Source organism: Thioalkalivibrio sp. ALE21 (assembly GCF_003208255.1).
GTDB lineage: Bacteria > Pseudomonadota > Gammaproteobacteria > Ectothiorhodospirales > Ectothiorhodospiraceae > Thioalkalivibrio > Thioalkalivibrio halophilus.
Window position 1 is genome coordinate 223,503 of the sequence record NZ_QKMA01000002.1, and the last position, 18,873, is coordinate 242,375.

At 65.3% G+C, this 18,873-nt stretch carries 15 protein-coding genes and 1 tRNA gene; 3 read left to right on the forward strand and 13 right to left on the reverse strand.

The annotated features are described in order from the left end of the window. Positions 1-35 precede the first annotated feature (35 nt). From D893_RS02725 to uvrB, 4 genes are all read right to left on the reverse strand, one after another. On the reverse strand, positions 36-587 hold the full coding sequence (locus D893_RS02725; RefSeq protein WP_018946008.1) for a hypoxanthine-guanine phosphoribosyltransferase: 552 nt from the start codon (positions 585-587) through the stop codon (positions 36-38). A gap of 128 nt (positions 588-715) precedes the next feature. Continuing rightward, positions 716-1,084 (reverse strand): DsrE/DsrF/DrsH-like family protein, encoded by a 369-nt coding sequence (locus D893_RS02730; RefSeq protein ID WP_018946007.1) that lies wholly within the window; start codon positions 1,082-1,084, stop codon positions 716-718. Between the two features lie 118 nt (positions 1,085-1,202). Then, positions 1,203-2,255 carry a beta-N-acetylhexosaminidase gene (gene nagZ, locus D893_RS02735; RefSeq protein WP_018946006.1) on the reverse strand — a complete coding sequence of 351 codons (1,053 nt, stop codon included), beginning with the start codon at positions 2,253-2,255 and terminating at the stop codon, positions 1,203-1,205. A gap of 27 nt (positions 2,256-2,282) precedes the next feature. Then, positions 2,283-4,364 (reverse strand): excinuclease ABC subunit UvrB, encoded by a 2,082-nt coding sequence (gene uvrB, locus D893_RS02740; protein ID WP_110619087.1) that lies wholly within the window; start codon positions 4,362-4,364, stop codon positions 2,283-2,285. 62 nt (positions 4,365-4,426) lie between these two features. Between uvrB and D893_RS02745 the strand changes: the two genes are divergently transcribed. Together D893_RS02745 and D893_RS02750 are read left to right on the forward strand one after the other, a co-directional pair. Then, on the forward strand, positions 4,427-5,617 hold the full coding sequence (locus tag D893_RS02745) for a pyridoxal phosphate-dependent aminotransferase (RefSeq protein WP_018946004.1): 1,191 nt from the start codon (positions 4,427-4,429) through the stop codon (positions 5,615-5,617). Positions 5,618-5,653: 36 nt separating this feature from the next. Then, a tRNA-Asn gene (locus tag D893_RS02750) sits at positions 5,654-5,729 on the forward strand. A 172-nt stretch (positions 5,730-5,901) separates the two neighbouring features. Here D893_RS02750 and D893_RS02755 read toward each other — a convergent pair. Together D893_RS02755 and D893_RS02760 are read right to left on the reverse strand one after the other, a co-directional pair. Then, positions 5,902-6,603, reverse strand: a complete 702-nt coding sequence (locus D893_RS02755; RefSeq protein WP_110619088.1) for a SprT family zinc-dependent metalloprotease — start codon at positions 6,601-6,603, stop codon at positions 5,902-5,904. Then, on the reverse strand, positions 6,600-9,938 hold the full coding sequence (locus tag D893_RS02760) for a type I restriction endonuclease subunit R (protein WP_110619089.1): 3,339 nt from the start codon (positions 9,936-9,938) through the stop codon (positions 6,600-6,602). Before D893_RS02760 ends, D893_RS02755 begins: the two co-directional genes overlap by 4 nt. A gap of 118 nt (positions 9,939-10,056) precedes the next feature. Between D893_RS02760 and D893_RS13800 the strand changes: the two genes are divergently transcribed. Further along, on the forward strand, positions 10,057-10,221 hold the full coding sequence (locus D893_RS13800; RefSeq protein WP_168409923.1) for a hypothetical protein: 165 nt from the start codon (positions 10,057-10,059) through the stop codon (positions 10,219-10,221). Here the strand turns inward: D893_RS13800 and D893_RS02765 are convergent. From D893_RS02765 to D893_RS02790, 7 genes are all read right to left on the reverse strand, one after another. Then, complete coding sequence (locus tag D893_RS02765; protein WP_018946000.1) at positions 10,199-10,813, reverse strand: Fic family protein; 615 nt, start codon at positions 10,811-10,813, stop codon at positions 10,199-10,201. The genes D893_RS13800 and D893_RS02765 overlap by 23 nt on opposite strands. 40 nt (positions 10,814-10,853) lie before the next feature. After that, entirely contained in the window at positions 10,854-12,026 is a 1,173-nt protein-coding gene (locus D893_RS02770) for a hypothetical protein (protein ID WP_110619090.1), read from the reverse strand. 24 nt (positions 12,027-12,050) lie between these two features. Continuing rightward, positions 12,051-13,781 (reverse strand): DUF262 domain-containing protein, encoded by a 1,731-nt coding sequence (locus D893_RS02775; RefSeq protein WP_246863866.1) that lies wholly within the window; start codon positions 13,779-13,781, stop codon positions 12,051-12,053. Beyond that, positions 13,730-13,885, reverse strand: coding sequence for a hypothetical protein (locus tag D893_RS13890; RefSeq protein ID WP_246863867.1), 156 nt, complete (start codon positions 13,883-13,885; stop codon positions 13,730-13,732). The genes D893_RS02775 and D893_RS13890 overlap by 52 nt, the downstream gene beginning before the upstream one ends. A 57-nt stretch (positions 13,886-13,942) precedes the next feature. Next, positions 13,943-15,262, reverse strand: coding sequence for a restriction endonuclease subunit S (locus tag D893_RS02780; protein WP_110619091.1), 1,320 nt, complete (start codon positions 15,260-15,262; stop codon positions 13,943-13,945). Continuing rightward, positions 15,255-17,675 (reverse strand): class I SAM-dependent DNA methyltransferase, encoded by a 2,421-nt coding sequence (locus D893_RS02785; RefSeq protein WP_110619092.1) that lies wholly within the window; start codon positions 17,673-17,675, stop codon positions 15,255-15,257. The genes D893_RS02780 and D893_RS02785 overlap by 8 nt, the downstream gene beginning before the upstream one ends. A gap of 370 nt (positions 17,676-18,045) precedes the next feature. Next, positions 18,046-18,795 (reverse strand): hypothetical protein, encoded by a 750-nt coding sequence (locus tag D893_RS02790; protein WP_018945995.1) that lies wholly within the window; start codon positions 18,793-18,795, stop codon positions 18,046-18,048. Between the last annotated feature and the right edge of the window lie 78 nt (positions 18,796-18,873).

An 18,873-nucleotide genomic window follows, 5' to 3' on the forward strand; every position in this document is an offset into this window, starting at 1 on the left:
CGCGCTCTCGTGATTCGCTGGTCGGGTATGGTGTCTCAGTTTTCGGCCACGGCAAATATGCCGGGCGCGTTGCGCAGATAGTCCTGGTAGTCCATCCCGTAGCCGAACAGATAGCGGTTCGGCGCTTCGAGGGCGGCATGGTCGGCCGTAATCGACGGGTCCCGCTCGGGGTTGGCCTTGTCCACCAGCACGATGGTGACCAGGCGACGGGCGCCCTGCTCCCGGCAGAAGTTCTGGATGCCGGCCAGGGTGATGCCGCCGTCGAGGATGTCGTCGACGATCACGACGGTGCGTCCCTGCATGGACTGGTGCGGCAGGGACAGCCAGTGCAGCTGTTCCTCGCCGCGCGTGGCGCCGCGATAGCGGGTAGCGTGCAGGTAATCGACCTGCATGGGGAAGGACCAGCGGGTGAGCAGCCCGCCCAGCAGGACCACTCCGCCGTTCATCACGCCCAGCACCAGCGGGTTCTCGTCCGCCAGTTGATGCGCGGTGCGTTCGGCCAGTCGGTCGATGGCGGTTTCCACCGCGTCACGGCTGTACAGACAGTCGGCGTCGCGGAGCGTGGCACGTGCCTGTTCGGGATTCATGCGGGTCCCCGGTCGTCTGGGGCCGGAAGCGGAGTCCCGGCCTGCGGGCGTGGCGAATGCCCCGCCCCGAAACAGGACCGGCCGACGCTGGGGCCGGCCGGTCACTCGACGGATTCCGTCGCTTCGCCTCAGTAGGTGAAGGTGACGGTGTCGTCGTCCATCGCCTCGGAGATCACGTAGGCGCCGCCCACGGTTTCCTCGACTTCGTCGATCAGGTCGTTGCCCCACAGGTCCAGCGTCGGGGTGCAGACCTTCAGCACGACGCCGGCTTCGTGGGCGTCCTTGATGAAGTCGTAGACGCTCTTGCTGCTGCCTTCCTGCACGAACAGGTTCTCGGCCACGCCCTTCTTGGCCAGTTCGCCGGCACGGCCGGTCATCACGACCTCGACGTCGTATTCCATGGCGGCGGCCACGGTGGCCTGGAAGAACGGGGCGCCGAGTTCGGACGGATTGTTCGGGTCGGTGTTGACCATGACGATCATGAGCTTATCGGCCATGACGATTCTCCATCATTGTGGGATTGGTTAAGTATATTATTAGCAGCTCAGTGTCGAACCGGTGGCGCATTATAGGCGGGTCGGTAGCCCGGCGCCAACGGGGCGGCAAACGCTGCGGTCAGGAACCCTTCGTCGGGCTTGCATGGCCCGCTTCCAGCCAGGCGTGCAGCTGGACGCGCAGGGCCTCGCGACGGCGCGGATCGCTCTCCACGGCCCGGGCGTGCATGCGCCGCAGGCGCGCCCGGGTGTCGGCATTCTGCTGGTGTTCGCGCAGGTGATCGAGGATTGTATCGGCCTCCTGCGGGCGATTGCAGATCAGGATCATGTCGCAGCCCGCCTCCAGGGCTGCGTCCGCCCGCTCGGCGGGCGAGCCCATGGTTTCGGCGCCGGCCATCGCGAGGTCGTCGGAGAAGATCGCCCCCTGGAAGCCCGTCTCACGGCGCAGGATGGCCTGAAGCCAGGTACGGGAGAATCCGGCGGGCCGTGCATCCACAGCGGAATACACTACATGCGCCGGCATCATCCCTTCCAGATGCCCTGTCAGTGGCCGGAATGCCTCGATATCTCCGGCCTCGATCTCGGCCAGCGGGCGCGGATCCTCCGGCACGGCCACGTGCGAGTCTGCGGCCACGGCCCCGTGTCCGGGGAAATGCTTGCCCACCGAGGCCATGCCGGCGGCGGTCAGACCGCGTACGAATGCCAGCCCGAGTTCCGCGATCACCGCGGGATCGTCATGAAATGCACGGTCGCCGATGACTTCGCTGATCTCCAGATCCCGGTCCAGCACTGGCGTAAAGCTGAAATCGATGCCCACCGACTGCAGCTCCAGGGCAAGCAGTTCGCCGGCGGCACGGGCCAGTTCGCGCGCCCGTGTCGGCACCTGGTCATGCAGCTCCCCGAGGCTGCGCATCGGCGGGAAGCGGGTGAAGCCCTCGCGCAGGCGCTGTACCCGCCCTCCTTCCTGATCCACCGCGATCAGCAGTTCGGGGCGCTCACGGCGGATCGCGCCGGTCAGGGCGCGCACCTGTTCGGGCCCGCCGACATTGCGGTCGAACAGGATCACCCCGCCGGTCGCGGGGTGCTGAAGGCGTTCGCGGTCTTCGGTGGTCAGTTCGGTGCCGACGAGGTCGAGCATGACCACGCCGGGCGGGCGGGGATCCTGTGTGCGCATGGGCGGGTCCGGGGTGTCAGGGGCGCATCAGGATAGCGAGGCCTCGGGCAGGAAAGCGAGGGCCTTGAGCTTCTCGATGCGGTCGCGCAGACGCGCCGCCTCCTCGAACTCCAGGTCGCGCGCCTTCTGGAACATCTCCTGTTCCAGACGCTCGATCTCGCGCGCCGCATTCTGTGGCGCGTCGACGTAGTCGGCGGCCTCCTCGGCCACCTTCTTGTCCGCGCCCTTGCGCTCGCCGGACTTGCGCCGTGTGCCGGGCGCGGCCTGCCCGGCCTCGAGGATATCCGCCACGCTCTTGTGGATGCCTTCGGGCGTGATTCCGTGGGCCTCGTTGTGCTCGATCTGGCGGGCGCGGCGGCGTTCGGTCTCGTCGATTGCCCGGCGCATGGATCCGGTCACCGTGTCGGCATACAGGATGGCCTTGCCATGCACGTTGCGTGCGGCGCGCCCGATGGTCTGGATCAGCGAGCGGTCGGAGCGCAGGAAGCCCTCCTTGTCGGCATCGAAGATCGCCACCAGCGAGACCTCGGGCATGTCCAGGCCCTCGCGCAGCAGGTTGATCCCCACCAGCACGTCGAATTCGCCCAGACGCAGGTCGCGGATAATCTCCATGCGCTCGACCGTGTCGATATCCGAGTGCAGGTAACGCACGCGCACGCCGTGCTCCGACAGGTAGTCGGTCAGATCCTCGGCCATGCGCTTGGTCAGCGTGGTGATCAGGGTGCGTTCGTCGCGCTCCACCCGGTCGCGGATCTCGGACAGGCAGTCGTCCACCTGGGAAGCTACCGGGCGCACCTCCAGTTCCGGGTCCAGCAGCCCGGTGGGCCGTACCACCTGGTCGATGATGGCGCCGGCGTGCTCGCGCTCGTACGGCCCCGGCGTGGCCGAGACGTGGATGGTCTGCGGCATCAGCTGCTCGAATTCCTCGAAGCGCATCGGCCGGTTGTCCAGCGCCGACGGCAGGCGGAAGCCGTACTCCACCAGGGTCTCCTTGCGCGAACGGTCGCCCTTGAACATCCCGCCTACCTGCGGCACCGACACGTGCGACTCGTCGATCACCAGCAAGGCGTCTTCGGGCAGGTAGTCGAAGAAGGTCGGCGGCGGCTCGCCCGGCGCGCGTCCGGAGAGATAGCGCGAGTAGTTCTCGATCCCGTTGCAGTAGCCGATCTCCAGGATCATCTCCAGATCGAACTGGGTGCGCTGTTCCAGGCGCTGGGCCTCCACCAGCCGGTTCTCCTGGCGCAGAAAATCCAGGCGTTCCTTCAGCTCGTCGCGGATCTTGTCCACCGCCTCCAGCAGGGTCTCGCGGGGGGTGACGTAGTGGGTCTTGGGGTAGATCGTCAGGCGCGGCACCGTGCCCGACACCTCGCCGGTCAGCGGGTCGAAGTACGACAGCCGCTCGATCTCGTCATCGAACAGCTCAATGCGTACCGCCTCGCGTTCGGATTCCGCCGGATGGATGTCGATCACCTCGCCGCGCACCCGGTAGGTCGCGCGGCGCAGTTCGGTGTCGTTGCGGGTGTACTGCAGTTCGGCCAGGCGCCGCAGCAGGTCGCGCTGGTCGATGCGCTCGCCGCGCTTGAGGTGCAGCACCATGGACAGATACTTGCGCGGGTCGCCCAGGCCGTAGATGGCCGAGACCGAGGCGACGATGATGGCATCGCGGCGTTCCAGCAGCGCGCGCGTGGCCGACAGGCGCATCTGCTCGATGTGGTCGTTGATCGACGCGTCCTTCTCGATATACGTATCCGAGGACGGGACGTAGGCCTCCGGCTGGTAGTAGTCGTAATACGAAACGAAATACTCCACCGCGTTGTTGGGGAAGAACTCCTTGAACTCGCCGTAGAGCTGCGCGGCCAGCGTCTTGTTGGGCGCCAGCACGATCGTCGGGCGCTGCAGGTTCTCCACCACGTTGGCGACGGTGAAGGTCTTGCCCGAACCCGTCACGCCCAGCAGGACCTGGTGCGCCAGGCCGTCTTCGATGCCCCGGGTCAGTTCGCGAATGGCCTGGGGCTGGTCCCCCGCCGGCTGGTATTTCGATACCACCCGGAACGTTCCATCTTCATGTTCCGCCAACCGCTTATCCTCCGCGTCTGATTTCAGTATCATTTCGGGCCGCGAGCCGGTCGGCCTCTCCGCCTGCTCGACCCCATCCACATCGAGGCAGTCCCTTGGAAATCCAGCTATCCGATCGTGTACAGCGCATCCAGCCCTCCCCCACCCTGGCCGTTACGGCCCTGGCCGCCCGGCTGCGCGCCGAAGGCCGCGACATCGTGGGGCTGGGGGCCGGCGAGCCGGACTTCGATACGCCGGAGCATATCAAGCAGGCGGCGATTGATGCGCTTGCCCGCGGTGAGACCAAGTACACCGCGGTCGACGGCACGGCCGGTCTGAAGGACGCCATCATCCGCAAGTTTGAACGTGATAACGAGCTCACGTTCACTCCCGGGCAAATCCTGGTCTCCTCCGGCGGCAAGCAGAGCATCTTCAACCTGTGCCAGGCCCTGCTCAATCCGGGTGACGAAGTGATCGTGCCGGCCCCCTACTGGGTCTCCTACCCCGACATCGCGATGCTGGCCGGCGCGCGGCCCGTCATCGTGAGCGCCTCGCAGGAAGAAGGCTTCAAGCTGCGACCGGAGACCCTCGAAGCCGCGATCACCGGCAACACCCGGCTGATCTTCCTGAACAGCCCCTCCAACCCCACCGGCGCCGCCTACTCGCGCGGTGAACTGGAGGCCCTCGCCGAGGTGCTGCGGCGCCATCCGCAGATCGTCATCGCCACCGACGACATGTACGAACACATCCGCTTCGGCGAAACCGAGTTCGTGAACATCGTCAACGCAGCCCCCGACCTGCTGGAGCGCACTGTCGTCCTCAATGGCGTGTCCAAGGCGTACGCCATGACCGGCTGGCGCATCGGCTACGCCGGCGGCCCCGCCGAGCTGATCGGCGCGATGAAGAAGATCCAGTCGCAGAGCACCTCCAACCCGACCTCCATCGCCCAGGCGGCCGCCGAAGCCGCCCTCAACGGCGACCAGACCTGCGTACGCCAGATGTGCTCGGCGTTCGCCCAGCGCGCGCGGCACGTGGTGGACGGCCTCAACGCCATCGACGGCATCGAATGCCGCATGCCCGACGGTACCTTCTACTGCTTCCCGCGGGTCACCGGCCTGATGGAACGTGCCGGGGTCGACAGCGACGTGGCCCTCGGCGAGCGACTGCTGGACGAGGCCGGCGTGGCCCTGGTCCCGGGCAGCGCGTTCGGGGCCCCCGGGCATCTGCGCGTGTCCTTCGCCACCAGCCTGGAGATGCTGGACAAGGCACTGGAACGCCTGCGCGAGTTCGCCTCCCGAAACGCTTGACGGACCCCGGATCGAGCTATACGATACGCGGCTAATTCCCCGGTAGCTCAGTCGGTAGAGCGGGTGACTGTTAATCACTAGGTCGGCGGTTCGAGCCCGTCCCGGGGAGCCAGACAAAACAACGACTTAGGCCAGCCTTCGGGCTGGCCTTTTTCGTTTGTGTACCCGGATTTGTACCACTTGGGGCCGCATGTACCCGCTACATGCCCGGTATCGCCTCGGAGTACAGCCATTGGCGACTTCCCCAGATGAGGTTTGAGCGTCACCAGAGATGCCCGGATGGCTCAGATCCCCTCCACTTCGATACCGTGTTCGGCGAGCCAGCGCTTGCGCTGGTCGTAGTCGGGCATGGCGCGTTCGAGGCGGCGCCAGAACTCGGGCGTGTGGTGGGGCTCGTGCAGGTGGATCAGCTCGTGGACCGCGACGTATTCGGCGATATTGCGGGGCAGCAGGATCGTCTTCCAGTGGAAGTAGAGCCAGTCGCCCCGGCCGCAGGAGCCCCAGCGGAACCCGAGATCCTGCACCCGGACGCCCGCGGGCGACAGGCCGAGGCGCTGCGCGTGGGCATCCACCTGGCGGCCCAGCCAGTCGTTCGCGCGCGCGGTGTACCACTGGATGAAATGCCGCTGGGCATCGCTCAGGACATCTTCGCGGATCCGGAAACGCCCGCCATCGAGCTTCAGGGGAACGGCCTGCGCGGCCGCCGGGACCGTCTTCAGGCGATGGCTGCGCCCGAGGTACAGGAAGCCCTCGCCATCCACGTATTCTTTCCTTGGCAGTGGCCGGTGGCGCTGGGCCTTTTCCGCCAGTTTCCGGTAGATCCACCCGCGTTTCTCGACCACGAAGGTTCGGATCTGCTCCGGGTCGGTCCCCGCCGGTGCCGCGATGAACAGCCCGCCATCCCGGTCCACGGTGATCTCCAGTGTCTTGCGGCGCCGGCTCTCCCGCACCCGGAAGGTCAGGTCTTCTACCTGTAGCTCCGTCATGCGCTGACCAGGCGGTCGTGGTTGGCCCGCGCCAGATCGAACAGGCGCTCCACCAGCGGCTCGACTTCCTCCACCGGCACCACGTCCCGCTCCACCAGGTGCTGGAACAGCTGGCCCTTCAGCCGCTCCTGGTCCGGGATATGGGACGGTTTCCAGAAATCGGGCACGTCGATCTCGTCCTGGATCACCCCAAGCAGCCCCTCGGTGACGTGGATCAGCCGCCCCGCTTCGGTGTCCCCCGTCGGAGCGCCGTCCGCACCGGTGCTCTGCACCAGTTCACGCCAGAACGGGACGGCGTGGGCCGGCAGGCCGGGCAGCGCCTCGCCGTCCACGGGCTCATCCTCCCGCAGCTGCCGGATCAGCCCCTCCAGTGCATCGACCTGCTCCGCCCACTGGCCATCCAGCTGCTGCAGCAGTTCCTCCAGCCGCTCGCTCAGCCGCCCGTACTTCACCGGGTCTTCGTCCAGGTGCTTTCGGATATGGGAGCGGACCGCGTGCTCCATCTCGGAGGCCTTGGCGCGATCGCCCACCTGACGGTTCACGTGCTTGTCGAACTCGGCATCCGTGAGCTGAACCGGCGGAATGCGCGGGTCCATGCCCAGCGAGATCACGTACTCGTCGATCAGCTTGCGCACCTTGTTGCCCACGTCATGCCCCAGCGACGGCACATCCTTGTAGCGGTTGCGGGCCAGCGCGTGGATATAGGCTAATTGCTTCGCGTCGTTTACGAACTCCAGCCCTTCCGGGCGTGGCAGCACGTCATCCAGGCTCTGGCTGAACTCCTTCAGCTTCACCGTGAACTCGGCCCGCACCCGCTCGTCCGCAAGAGCCTGCACCGCCTCTTCCACGTCCTCCAGGCGCTCCACGCCCTGCTGGCGCAGCACGTCCACCGCGCGCAGATGACGATCGCGCAGCAACGGGATCTCGTCCTTCAGGCTCTGCAGGGCGCCCTCGATGTCCTCCTCGCTGTAGGCCGCCAGGGCCTCCTTGAGGTGATTGGCCACGCCGAAGTAGTCCACCACAATGCCGTGGGTCTTGCGGTGACCGGTGCGATTGACCCGGGCGATCGCCTGCAGCAACTCCGCCTCGCGGATCGAACGGTCCAGGTACATCACCCCCTCGATGGGCGCATCGAAGCCGGTGAGCAGCATGGATTTCACGATCAGGAAGGCCAGCGGGTCGGCCTTCTCGGGGTCGTCGTGCGTCAGCGGCTTCTTGAAGCGCTGGATGTGGTTCTCCACCGCGCCGCGGTCGGTCCAGCGCGCCCACGCCGCATCGTCGTTGTTGCCGCCGCTGATCACCACGGCAAACTCCAGACGCCGGAGCAGATCGCGATAGCGCCAGGCCTGGATCGCCGCCTTCACCCGCTCCGGCCGGGCCACCAGCTGCGTATCGTCGAGCTGCTTGTCCTCCACCGACAGCGCCATCGCCTCCTGCAACAGCTCGTCCCGGGCCTCGTTCAGGGCCTCGAAATAGCGCACCGCCGCCCGCCGGCTGTAGGCGACCAGCTGCGCCTTGTAGCCGTTCGGCAGGATGTGGGTCACGTAGTGGCGCAGCATGTCCGCGGCCTTCTCGCGGATGAGCTGTGGCGCCTCGAAGATCTGCCCCTTGGTGGCGTATTTCTTCTTGATCGCCTCCAGCTCCTCCTTGCTGTAGCTGCGGAACAGGTCCTCGAACAGGCCGTCCAGACTGGCCCCGTCCTTGATCGCGCCCTTCACCGTGCGCCCCTCGTACAGGATCGGCACGGTGGCGCCGTCCTGCTCCGCCTCCTTGATGGTGTAGCGGTCGATGTAGTCGCCGAAGATGTCGTGCGTGCGCTTCTTGTCGCCCATGATGATGGGCGTACCGGTGAAGCCGATGCGGGCCGCGTTGGGCAACGCGCGCATCATGTTGGCGTGCAGGTCGCCGGCCTGGGTCCGGTGCGCCTCGTCCACCAGCACCAGGATGTCCTCGCTGGTGTTCAGCACCTCGAAGGGTTCGGTACGCTTCGGGGCCGCCCGGGTCGCGTACTCGCCGGGCGATTCCGCCACCTCGCGCAGATCGTCCTGCGCCGCGTCCCCCGGCGCCTCGCCGGCGGCGCCCTCCCCCTCGGTGTCGGGGTCGCGATACTTCTGGATGGTGCCGAACACCAGCCCCGGCCCCTCCCGGGCCAGCAGCTGTTTCAGGCGCCCGGTATTCACTGCGGTCGCCACCGTCTCCCCGGTCAGCGCGGCCGTCTCCGAGAGCTGGGCCTGGAGGTCCTTGCGGTCGGTGATCACCACCACCTTGAAGCGGCGCAGCTCCGGGTCCGTGCGCAGCTTGCGCACCAGAAACACCATCGACAGGCTCTTCCCGCTGCCCTGGGTGTGCCAGATGATCCCGCCGCGCCGGTCCACCTCGCCGTCTTCGCGGCGGGTCGCCCCGGTCTTCAGCCGTTCGATCGCGCGGGTCACCCCGCGGTACTGCTGATAGCGACAGGCCAGCTTGATCGTCTGCCCGCCCGCGTTCATGAACAGCGTGTAGTGGCGCACGATATCCAGCAGCGTATCCGGCGCCAGCATCCCCGCCGCCAGGCGCTGCTGGGCGGAGAGCTCCGCCACGCCCAGCGCCTCGGCCACCTCCGATTCGCGCCGCGGCACCACCGTCTTCCAGCTCAGGTAGTGGGCAAACGCCGCCCCCACAGTGCCCGCGCGCGCCTCGTCGAAGTTGCTGGCGACCAGCAGCTGACTGGTCGCGAACAGCGCCGGCGCGCCCTCGTGCTCCTCGACCTCGAAATCCTGGAAGCGCTGGTCGTGATACCGGCGCAACTGGTCCACCGCCTGGCTGATGCCCTCCGGCACCGTGCGGCTCTTGCACTCCACCACCACCAGCGGGATGCCGTTCACGAACAGCACCAGATCCGGGATGATGTGCCCCTTGCCGACGTCGAACCCGGGCGGGCACTTCACCTTGAACTGGTTCACCACCAGAAAGTGGTTGTTCGCCGGTTCGTCCCAGTCGATCAGCCGGATGGTCTGGCCCCGGCCGCCGTCCCAGTCCGGCAGGCCCTCCACGCTCAGGCCGCCCAGCAGCAGCTCGGTCGCCTGCCGGTTCGCCTCCATCACCTTGCTGGCCGGGATGCGCGTAACCGCCGACACGACTTGGTCCAGGCGCCCCTCGTCCAGCCAGGGCTCGCCCGCGCGCAGGTTGATCGCCCGCACCCGCTCGCGCAGCACCGGTTCCATCACCACCTGCGCAAAGCTCTCGCGGTGGGTCACGCCCGGATCCTCGAGCGACCCGGCCAGGTGCGTCCACCCCAACCCGACCAGCTGATCGATCAGCGGCTTCTCAACGTCCGTGTATTCCGGCCCGGCCATACCGCGCTCCAGTGGTCTGTGGGATCAGCATAGCAACTGTGCCAACTTCGTCCTCCGTACCATGGGCAACGAGTTGGCCCAAAGCGTATAATCAGAACTGCACTGCGAGGAGTTCGCCATGAAAGCACCCCCCAAGAAAACATCCCGCAAACCGGTGAGCCGCGAGGCCATCATCCGGGCGGTCGCGACCTCGACGGCGGTTGAAACCGGCGAATCCAGCAAGGCCATTGAAGCCCGGCTGCGCAAACCCAACCCGCGCCTCAAATCGCTGCGGCTCGGCTGACCCGCTCGACCATGGGCTGGTAATCGCCGCCCAACCCGGCGTGAATCGCCGCGATATACTCGGCTTTGTTCGTATCCCAGTCGCTGTAGTCCATCGGCCCGATACCCGCCTGATACGCCATCGCATCAGCGAGAAGGCGTGCGATCCGCCCGTTCCCCTCCCGGAACGGGTGAATCAGGATCAACTCCACATGGATCTCCGCGATCACGAGGATCGCTTCGTCACGCGCCATGTCACAGCATGGGGTCCGCGTCTTCAGCCACTTCTCGTCCAGCTCCTTCAGCAGGTACGGGACTTGTGAAGCCGCGGCGAACATGAAGCCGTCCTTCTGCAGGTTGACCTGCCGCTCTTGACCGGCCCAGTCATAGAGGTTGCCCAACCAGCGGCGGTGCCAATGCTTGATCAGGGGCACATCCAGCGGCTGGTCTGGCTCCAGGTTCGCAAATACCTCCTCGTACAGCATTCGCAACAGCTGGGCCTCCGCCTCGTCCAGCTCGCGCTGATCGGTAATACCCATCTTGTTCGCCAACACCCGACCGTCAGAGCCGGGCTCAGCACTCCCCTCCGGCCCGGTCGCTCGATACCGGCTCATGTCCGCTCCGCTTCCATAGGGTTCACGCGTACCGTGCCTCTCACCGGGCCATCGCCTTCAGTCGGGGCCGAAAGGCGTTCACGTAGCGATTGAGCTGCTGGGCCAACCACTCCCGGCAGGCCTCGTCGGTCTCGAAATCGTTCAGGTCGGCGTAGATGGAAAATCCGGGCCGCTCAGGATCGTACGAGTAACGAGAGTGCGACACCCCAGGCAGCTCGGCCAGGATCGCCTCGCGCTCCTCGTTCAGCCGGTCGAGCGCCTGGTGGAGATCGGTCTTTCTGCCCGCAAGGAAGACCCCACACACCCCGTCGGACATCAACTTGAAGGCCGTGATCCAGACCCCTGGATACGGCATCGGCACCCGAACATGGTTGCGCGGACGGTAGGCGGGCGGTTCCTGCTCGGGATCATCAAAGCTGATCCGGGTCAGCGGCTCCCACCAGGCGCGTTCGTCGGCGCGTGATACCGGCTCCCCCTCCTCTTCCGTATCATCCGTCACTTCCTGAAGGCGCTCTCCCTCATCCCCCACGCGCAGGAAGGTGCGTTCGATGGTCTCCGTCCGCGCCACGACTCGAGGCTGCACCACCAGGCCCTGCTCGCCGAATTCGTAGAGGGCCACTTCCACCAGACCGAAGCTGAAGCCAAGCGCCGCGTTGCGGGTGATCAGCTCCGCCATGCCGCTGACCCCCTCGCGGATGCCGTCACCGGCGATCAGAAGCAGAAAGCGCCCCTCCCGCAACGCTTTGGCTGTGGCGTCGACGAAGGCCGCCTCGTCCAAGTCGGGCTGCACCTCACGGGCGGTCTCGAACGGTGCATTCCCCTTACGACCGGTGGCGGCCGCCACCCGGCGCTGCAGATCGGCGTAACTCCAACCGGAGACGGCCCGCGCATAGTCCAGGATCTGGGCGATCACCTTGCGCCTGGCTTCGGGGTTGCGCCACAGCTTGCACTCCACCAGCGTCAGCCGACCGGAGGGGCTTATGAACACCGCATCCACCGGGCCAGCCTCGGTTTGCAGCTCGGTACAAAGCGGGATCAGAGGTGCGAATGAGGGGTCGATCTCCTCGATAGGCAGCAGTTCCGGATTGCCGACCAGAACATCGCGCAGCCAGGCTTCGTCCCGGCCATCAGTGAACCCCAACGCGGAACGGCGAGCGGTCGTGAAAGCAACGCTCCCGTCCTGACGCAGAAGGATGTTTCCGTAGGTCGGCATTGGCAGCGCTCCGGTTTCTACCCGTTAAGAGAACTCTTCCGGTGCAATGGAATCTTCGTACGTGTCGATGCCTTCGTCAGTGCCCATGAGTACCTTCTTGCCCATCGCCTTCTCGATGATCTCCAGCAGGCGGCGCTTGCGCTGCTGGTAGAAGGCATCGAAGTCGTTCGCGCGCAGAGCGTCGACCGGGATGCGGTGGCCCTCAAGGATGGCATCCATATCCGCGTCGCCAAGCTGGACCTGCTCGTGGTTCTGCAGGCGTTGCAGATAGTCAGAGGGCGCATCGCCGCCGATCATCCGGTTCGCCTTGAACGAGATCGGCGTCTTGTTGACGATCGAATCGTACACCCGAGGCGGGATTTCCCGGCCATCGCACCAGGCCCGGGGGAAGATGTGGTGGATGTCCAGTTCGACGCCCTGCTGGTCCAGGGCCTGGATATCGCCCTTCCAGAAGAAGTCCCGGGCGCCTTCGCGCAGGATCAGCACGTTGATGCCCTTGTACGCCGCACTCAGGCGGGTGCGCAGGGTATCGAGGCGTGCCGGGTCGAACGAGGCGTCCACCACGGTGCGTGGCAGCGCGTCGTCGTCCTCGAACCAGTGCATCAGCTCCTCCAGGTCCAGGGCGATGCGGGTCTCCACGGCGCCGCCGTAGAGTTCGCCCAGCACGCCGCTCCAGAACCAGCGGGAGAGCTTGTTGTGGATGCGCGGCTCGCGCCAGCGGTTGCCCAGCAGGGTCATCACGGCGGCCAGCGGCACCAGCTGAGTGGCGTAGGGCAGCTCGCGGCGGCTGTAGAAACACTCGCCCTTGAGGAAATACGCCGCCTCGACGAAGCCCTGCTCCACCGCGTCGGCCCAGCGCTTGTAGGCCTCCAGCGGCAGGTCCAGCACCGAGGCACGCTTCGCGCTGACCGGCCGCACCTGCTTGCCCTGCTTTCCGGCGGCGATATCCTCCTGCTTGCGCTCGCGCGTGTGCAGTAACGTGATCGCCTGCAGCAGGTCCGTGTTCTCCACATCGGCCAGCAGTTCATGCTGCGCGAGCCGAGCCTGCCGGGAGGGGACATTGCGGATATCGGAGCCGTACCAGTCGTCGCGCAGGTTGTAGCCCTCGGCGGCGTAGCTGGCGGTGATCAGCTCGAACACCGAGAGCTGCACCCCACCGGTGTTCACCTTCTCGAACACCAGGCAGACCGCCTCCTTGGAGGTCTCCTTCTTCAGCTCGATCACGGGCAACTGATAGGAGGAAAAGGCACTGATGATCTGCTTCTGGAACTCCAGGAACTCGCCCATGGCCTCCTGGTTGTAGCGGAACAGGTCCTGCAGCCATTCGGAGGCGTCGAGGATCCGGTCGCAGGGGAAGCACAGCCGCTCGCACTCCAGCTGGCGGGTGGAGAGGTCGATTTCCACGTCGCGGCCGAAGTTCGTGCGCGTCTGGCGGTTCTCGTCCACCGCGAACACCGCCTCTTCCAGGCGGTCCTCCCCTTCCAGCGCCATGCGCACGTCGAAGTAGTAGTGACGCTTGATCGGCTTGCCCTTGGAGGTCCGGGTATCCACCGGCGTCTCCAGCCCCACCGCCTGGGTCAGACTGGTCAACCGTTGCTGACCGTCCAGGATCAACTGGTCGGGCTCACCGGCCGCACCGTTCGGATCGATCCCTTCCACCGGGCGCGTCTGGAACTGCACCTCGCCCCCGGTTTCCATCAGCATCACCGCACCCACCGGGAACGAGCGCGCAATGCTGACCAGCAGGCTCTGCACGTGGTCGTCGTCCCGCGCTGGAAGTCCGGCAGCTGGATCTTGCCGGTGGTGATGTCCCTGAGCAGCTCGGGCAGCGAGCGCTTGGTGCTGTCGAAGGTGGTCATGGCGGTTCCCTGTGCGATGTGGTCCTGGTGTTGTGATGTTGTTGCAAGAGCCCCGGTCTATGCCGGGGTGGTGGCCTGGGTTTGCTTGAGCAGCGGGGTGACGCGGATACGGCCGGTAAGGAGGTCATCCATTAGGCCAACCTTCAGCCGTTGAAGAGAGGTCAAGCCATCGTTTAGAGCATTAATGTTCTTTTGGGATGAATCAATTTTATCAACGATTAACTGTTGTTCATCTGGACTCGGCATTGGGAGTTCCATCCTCGACAGACTCCGCCAGTATATGGCTGCAACCGAAGTTGTTCCTGTGGCGAGACGACCTATACGCCTTCTTCCAATAGCTCCACCCATGTATGATGCGACAAAGTGGCCATTGAGATTCTCGGAAAAACGAAGACGCAATATATTGTTATCGAACGTAAAGAGAGATCCATCGCCTTTCCATGAGCAAGTTTTTCCAACCAGCTCAGGAGTGTTTCTTGTGTTAAAAAGAAGGTCCGCATCATTCAGGAAAAGGCCGTCCTGGACTTTGCTGGCCGAGATGCTCTCGACGTCAAGAATCGACAAGGTGTTTCCCCAATCAAGATTGCCCATCTTGATGAGCTTAGTTTTTCCCGCTGAATCCGCCCCCCTGTTTGCAGTGCCAAGGGTGGTAGAGGTAGCCGTCTCACCAATCGCAACACACGCCCACTCCCTCGGAATCAACCCCAGCGGCGACTCCTTGTAGAGCTCCGGCGCCTGCTCGGGGCTGGGGCGGAGCTGGCCGTTCTCGTCGATGCCGCGGGTCAGCAGGTCGTGTAGCAGGCCCTCCTTGACCTTCTCCAGCTTGGCGATCAGCGCTTCGGTTTTCTGGATCTGGGTGTCGAGGGTGTCGAGGATTCTCGCTATTACTTTCTGTTCGCTTTTAGTCGGGATCTTAAAGGGAAATGCAGATGCTTGCTTTAGGTTCAAGTGTAAGACAGTTGAGCCGGCGGAAGCGCCCTTCATGTGCTCGCGAGCATCATCAAGAAGCAGTCGATAACAAACAAAAGCTGGCGATGCTTTGTTTTTATCTACATCAAGGTGGGTGACATCCATCGAGAAAGCGATGTCACCATCTACTTCAGGGGCAATGATGGCCGACCCTATTATGTCAGCATTCCTTGTTACATCCGTATTTGCAATCAATAGGTCGCCCGGACTCACAGTGAAGTCGGCGTGATTTTTCCCAATATATTTTTTGAAGCCGGAAAAGTTGAATCCACCGCCTTTGTGGAAGTTTTTTATAGTTATAAATGGAATTCCGCTCGGCGTATCCTCTTTGACATCTGAGCCCGAATAAGATAGCCCACGCTTGAACGAGCAAACCTCATGTAAAGTCACTTGCTGCCACTCAGACATACCCCAGCCCCTCCAGATACTGCTGCAGCTCCCTGGCGGCGGCATCCCGCTCGGCCTCGATGTCGGCCAGCGTCACCCGGTACTTGTCCCACCAGGTCTCGAAGGCGGCGATCACCTGCTGGCGCTGCTGGCGGATGTGGCGTTCGAGGATGCCCTTGAGGTCGTTGTGCAGGATGGTGCCGACCAGCTCGGCGGCGGCGGGCTCGTCCAGGGCCTCCACGGCGGTGTTCAGGTGCGTCTCGAAGCTGGCGACTTTGGCCTTGTGCTGCTTCTTCACCTGGGTGCGTTCGCTCTTCCACCCCTTGATCTCGTCCGGGGTCGGGGCATCGTCGTCCTCGGTGGTGGCTTCGTCCCCACCGTCGTCGTCGCCTTCGGGCTTGACCTCGGCGGCCTTGATCCGGGCGTCCAGCTCGGCCTTGCGGGCGGTCAGCTCTTCGAGTTCGGCCACGTAGTCCTGCAGCAGGAAGTGCACCAGGCGGTGATCCAGCGGATTGGCCTTGCTCTGCTCGTCCTCCAGAAGGCTCACGATAGTGGTGCGCCAGGCGTCCACCACGCCGAGGCAGCCGCGGGTCTGCAGGGTGCGGAACTCGTTCTTGTTGTCGAACCAGAAGCCGGCAATGATGCCGCGCACCGCGAAGCGGTCGAGCATGCCGGTGGGCTCCAGGGCGGCGGAGAAGCTGCCCAGCAGCTCGTCGCGCAGCCGGGTCAGGCGGCCGCCGTTGCCGGAGAGCGCGGTGATGCTGGCGCCGTGCACGCCCCACCAGGCCTCGAAGGCGGCCAGCACGCGGGCCTCGCGTTCCTGCAGGCCGGCGTCGGCCTCGATGGCCGGCTTGAGGTCGCGCTTCTCGCTCAGGTGGTCGGCGAAGTCCACGTAGTCGGGATCGTCCGGACGGGGCGTGAAGAGGTGCATCGGGTCCAGGCCCTGGGCGTCGAACAGGGGGCGCCGGGCCTCGATCTCCTTCACCGGCACGCCGCCCTTGAGGTGGGCGCGCACGTCCTGGGGCTCGGGCGGCGGGGTGTTGTCGGCGTAGCGGCGGATATTCAGGTTGTAGTCGTTCTCGCGCAGCTCCTCGAGGGGCACGACCCGGGCGAAGCCGGGCACATCCTCGAAGGCATCCCAGGTGCTGACGATCTTCTCGATGTGTTCCGGCAGCAGGTGGTTCTGGGCGCGGCCCTCGTGGTACTCACGATCGGCGTTGATGAACAGCACGCGGCCCCGGCGCTCCTCGGGCTTGGCGCCCCTGGCGCGCAGCACGAGGATGCTGGCCGGGATGCCGGTGCCGTAGAACAGGTTGGGCGCCAGGCCGATCACCGCCTCCACCAGGTCGTCTTCCAGCAGGCCGGCGCGGATGCGCTTCTCGTCGCCGCCGCGGAACAGCACGCCGTGGGGCATTACGGTGGCCAGGCGGCCGTTGCCGTTCAGGCTGGCGACCATGTGCTGCAGGAACATCAGGTCGGCCTTCTTGGCGCCCTCGGGCACGCTGCCGTAGTGGAAGCGCTCCGGGAAGTGCGGGCTGGAGGTGTAGCCGATGGAGAACGGCGGGTTGGTGAGGATGCGGTCGAAGCGCTTGAGCTCGCCGCCCTCGACGTGCTGCGGGTCGGTGAGGGTGTCCTCGTTGCGCAGGTCGGCGCTGCTGATCCCGTGCAGCAACATGTTCATCTTGGCGATGGCCCAGACCGAGCCGGAGGCCTCCTGCCCGAACAGGTTGAGTTTGCGCGTGTCGCCGCCCTGCTCTTCCAGGTTCTCCTTGGACAGGATCAGCATCCCGCCCGATCCCATGCACGGGTCGTACACGCTGTGGCCCTCCTGCGGGTCCATCAGCCGCACCATCATGCGGACCACCGGGCGCGGGGTGTAGAACTCGCCGCCCTTCTTGCCGGCCGAGTCGGCGAAATCGCGGATCAGGTACTCGTAGGCGGCCCCCAGCAGGTCGGGGAACTCGAAGTCCTCGTTGCGCAGGCGGTACTCGCTGAAGTGGACGATCAGGTCGCGCAGCTTCTTGTCCGGCAGCGTGGTGGAGCCCACCTTGCGGGTGAAGTCGATGTGCTCCAGCACCCCGGCCAGGCTGGGGTTGTGCTCCTCCAGTCCGGCCAGGGCCTTGTTCAGCTCGTTGCCCACGCCCTGGTGAGCCTCGTGAAGCAGGTACTCCCAGCGCGCCTTGGGCGGGACGTAGAAGTCCGACTTGTACCAGCTGGGCATCTCGACGAGCCTGGCGATCTCTTCCTCGCTCTTGCCGCTGGCGCGCAGGTTGTCGCGCACCTCTTCCCGCCGCTGCTCGAAGACGTCGGAACAGCGCTTCAGGAACAGCATGCCGAAGATGTACTCCTTGAACTCCGAGGCGTCCATGCGCCCGCGGAGGATGTCCGCCGCCGCGAACAGGTGCCGTTCGAGCTGGTTCAGGGTGAGGATCATGCAGGGGCCATCCTTGAATCGCGTGAGGGGGTGTGTCGCATCCGCCGTTTGCCCGGCCATGCTCGCCCGACGTGACGACAACGCCCGTCGCCCGGCCGAGCGTCATGGTATCGATCCCGATTCCACCCCGCCACGGCCGGGCCATGCCCCGGCCGCTGGGCGCGCAAACACTCTCCTCCGTCAGGACACGGGCTCGCCACCATGCCGCCCCCGGAACCGATCCGGGAAGCCCAACCGCTATCCGTCGCCCCGTCTTGCGTGCAGCCGCCACCCCGATCATGCAAAGGCCCTCATGCCCTTGCACCGGGGCCGTACATCCTCATTTACAGCAACTCGCGGGGCCGCCCCGCATCCGCTTTCCCGTAACGAATCAGGCCTCCTGAGCAGCCTTTTGCTCAAGGTGACGATGCAGCAATGCGCCCGTCACTACCACGCCGAGGTCGAGCACCAGGAGTACCGTCCACACCGCCCAGGCGGGATTGAGCTCCCCGTGGATCATCTGTGTGATCAGCGGGATCAACAGGGGCAGAAGGAGGAAAATAACCAGCGGGAGCACGAATATCGCCAGCAAAATCCGCATGGTTGCAAACAGCGTCGAGGTCCATATGAAAGCTCCCCCGGTGCGTCGCCACTCGGCGATCTCGTGCGCGCTGGCGGCGGTCAGCCCGATGACGCCGGCGAGCATTGCCCAGACCAGACCGGTTTCGATGCTGTGTTGCCAGGTTTGCAGCGCCGCATCGGGCACGCGAGCGGCTGACAGGCCGTCCTCGCCCCAGGCCAGCCAGATCAGCGCTCCTCCGGCCACGGCCAGCGTCCAGAACAACGGGACAAGTCCGATTCCGTTGGCAGCGCGAAAGTCCGGGCAGTCGACCACGGTGCGCGAAATCACAAGGCCGAGCCACAGCATGAAAACGAACTCGAACACCAGCGGTATCAGCAGGTGGCTGGCGGGCAGCCCGTCGGCCACCGCCCGGGCAGCCAGCGCGTAGAACACCACCAGGGTGGCCAGCCGCACGCCCAGCGTCAGCCGGTCGGTCGCCAGCGACCGCCGCAGTGCGCCCTCCATCTCTTGCGCATCGTACGGCCCGTAATCGGTATCGTTGCCTTTTCCTGCACCCATATCTCCCCCGTGCCCGTCGTCTCTCGCGGTGATGTCGACCCGTATCCAGGGTCACCACAGAAGGGTCTGGCATTCCCG

Bases quoted from the DNA above. Each gene is read 5' to 3' on its own strand.
- D893_RS02770 (WP_110619090.1), bottom strand. From the start codon at position 12,026: ATGCCGACCTACGGAAACATCCTTCTGCGTCAGGACGGGAGCGTTGCT.
- D893_RS02785 (WP_110619092.1), bottom strand. From the start codon at position 17,675: ATGATCCTCACCCTGAACCAGCTCGAACGGCACCTGTTCGCGGCGGCG.
- D893_RS13890 (WP_246863867.1), bottom strand. From the start codon at position 13,885: ATGACCACCTTCGACAGCACCAAGCGCTCGCTGCCCGAGCTGCTCAGG.
- D893_RS02725 (WP_018946008.1), bottom strand. From the start codon at position 587: ATGAATCCCGAACAGGCACGTGCCACGCTCCGCGACGCCGACTGTCTG.
- nagZ (WP_018946006.1), bottom strand. From the start codon at position 2,255: ATGCGCACACAGGATCCCCGCCCGCCCGGCGTGGTCATGCTCGACCTC.
- D893_RS02790 (WP_018945995.1), bottom strand. From the start codon at position 18,795: ATGGGTGCAGGAAAAGGCAACGATACCGATTACGGGCCGTACGATGCG.
- D893_RS02755 (WP_110619088.1), bottom strand. From the start codon at position 6,603: ATGACGGAGCTACAGGTAGAAGACCTGACCTTCCGGGTGCGGGAGAGC.
- D893_RS02730 (WP_018946007.1), bottom strand. From the start codon at position 1,084: ATGGCCGATAAGCTCATGATCGTCATGGTCAACACCGACCCGAACAAT.
- D893_RS13800 (WP_168409923.1), top strand. From the start codon at position 10,057: ATGAAAGCACCCCCCAAGAAAACATCCCGCAAACCGGTGAGCCGCGAG.
- D893_RS02765 (WP_018946000.1), bottom strand. From the start codon at position 10,813: ATGAGCCGGTATCGAGCGACCGGGCCGGAGGGGAGTGCTGAGCCCGGC.
- uvrB (WP_110619087.1), bottom strand. From the start codon at position 4,364: ATGATACTGAAATCAGACGCGGAGGATAAGCGGTTGGCGGAACATGAA.
- D893_RS02780 (WP_110619091.1), bottom strand. From the start codon at position 15,262: ATGTCTGAGTGGCAGCAAGTGACTTTACATGAGGTTTGCTCGTTCAAG.
- D893_RS02760 (WP_110619089.1), bottom strand. From the start codon at position 9,938: ATGGCCGGGCCGGAATACACGGACGTTGAGAAGCCGCTGATCGATCAG.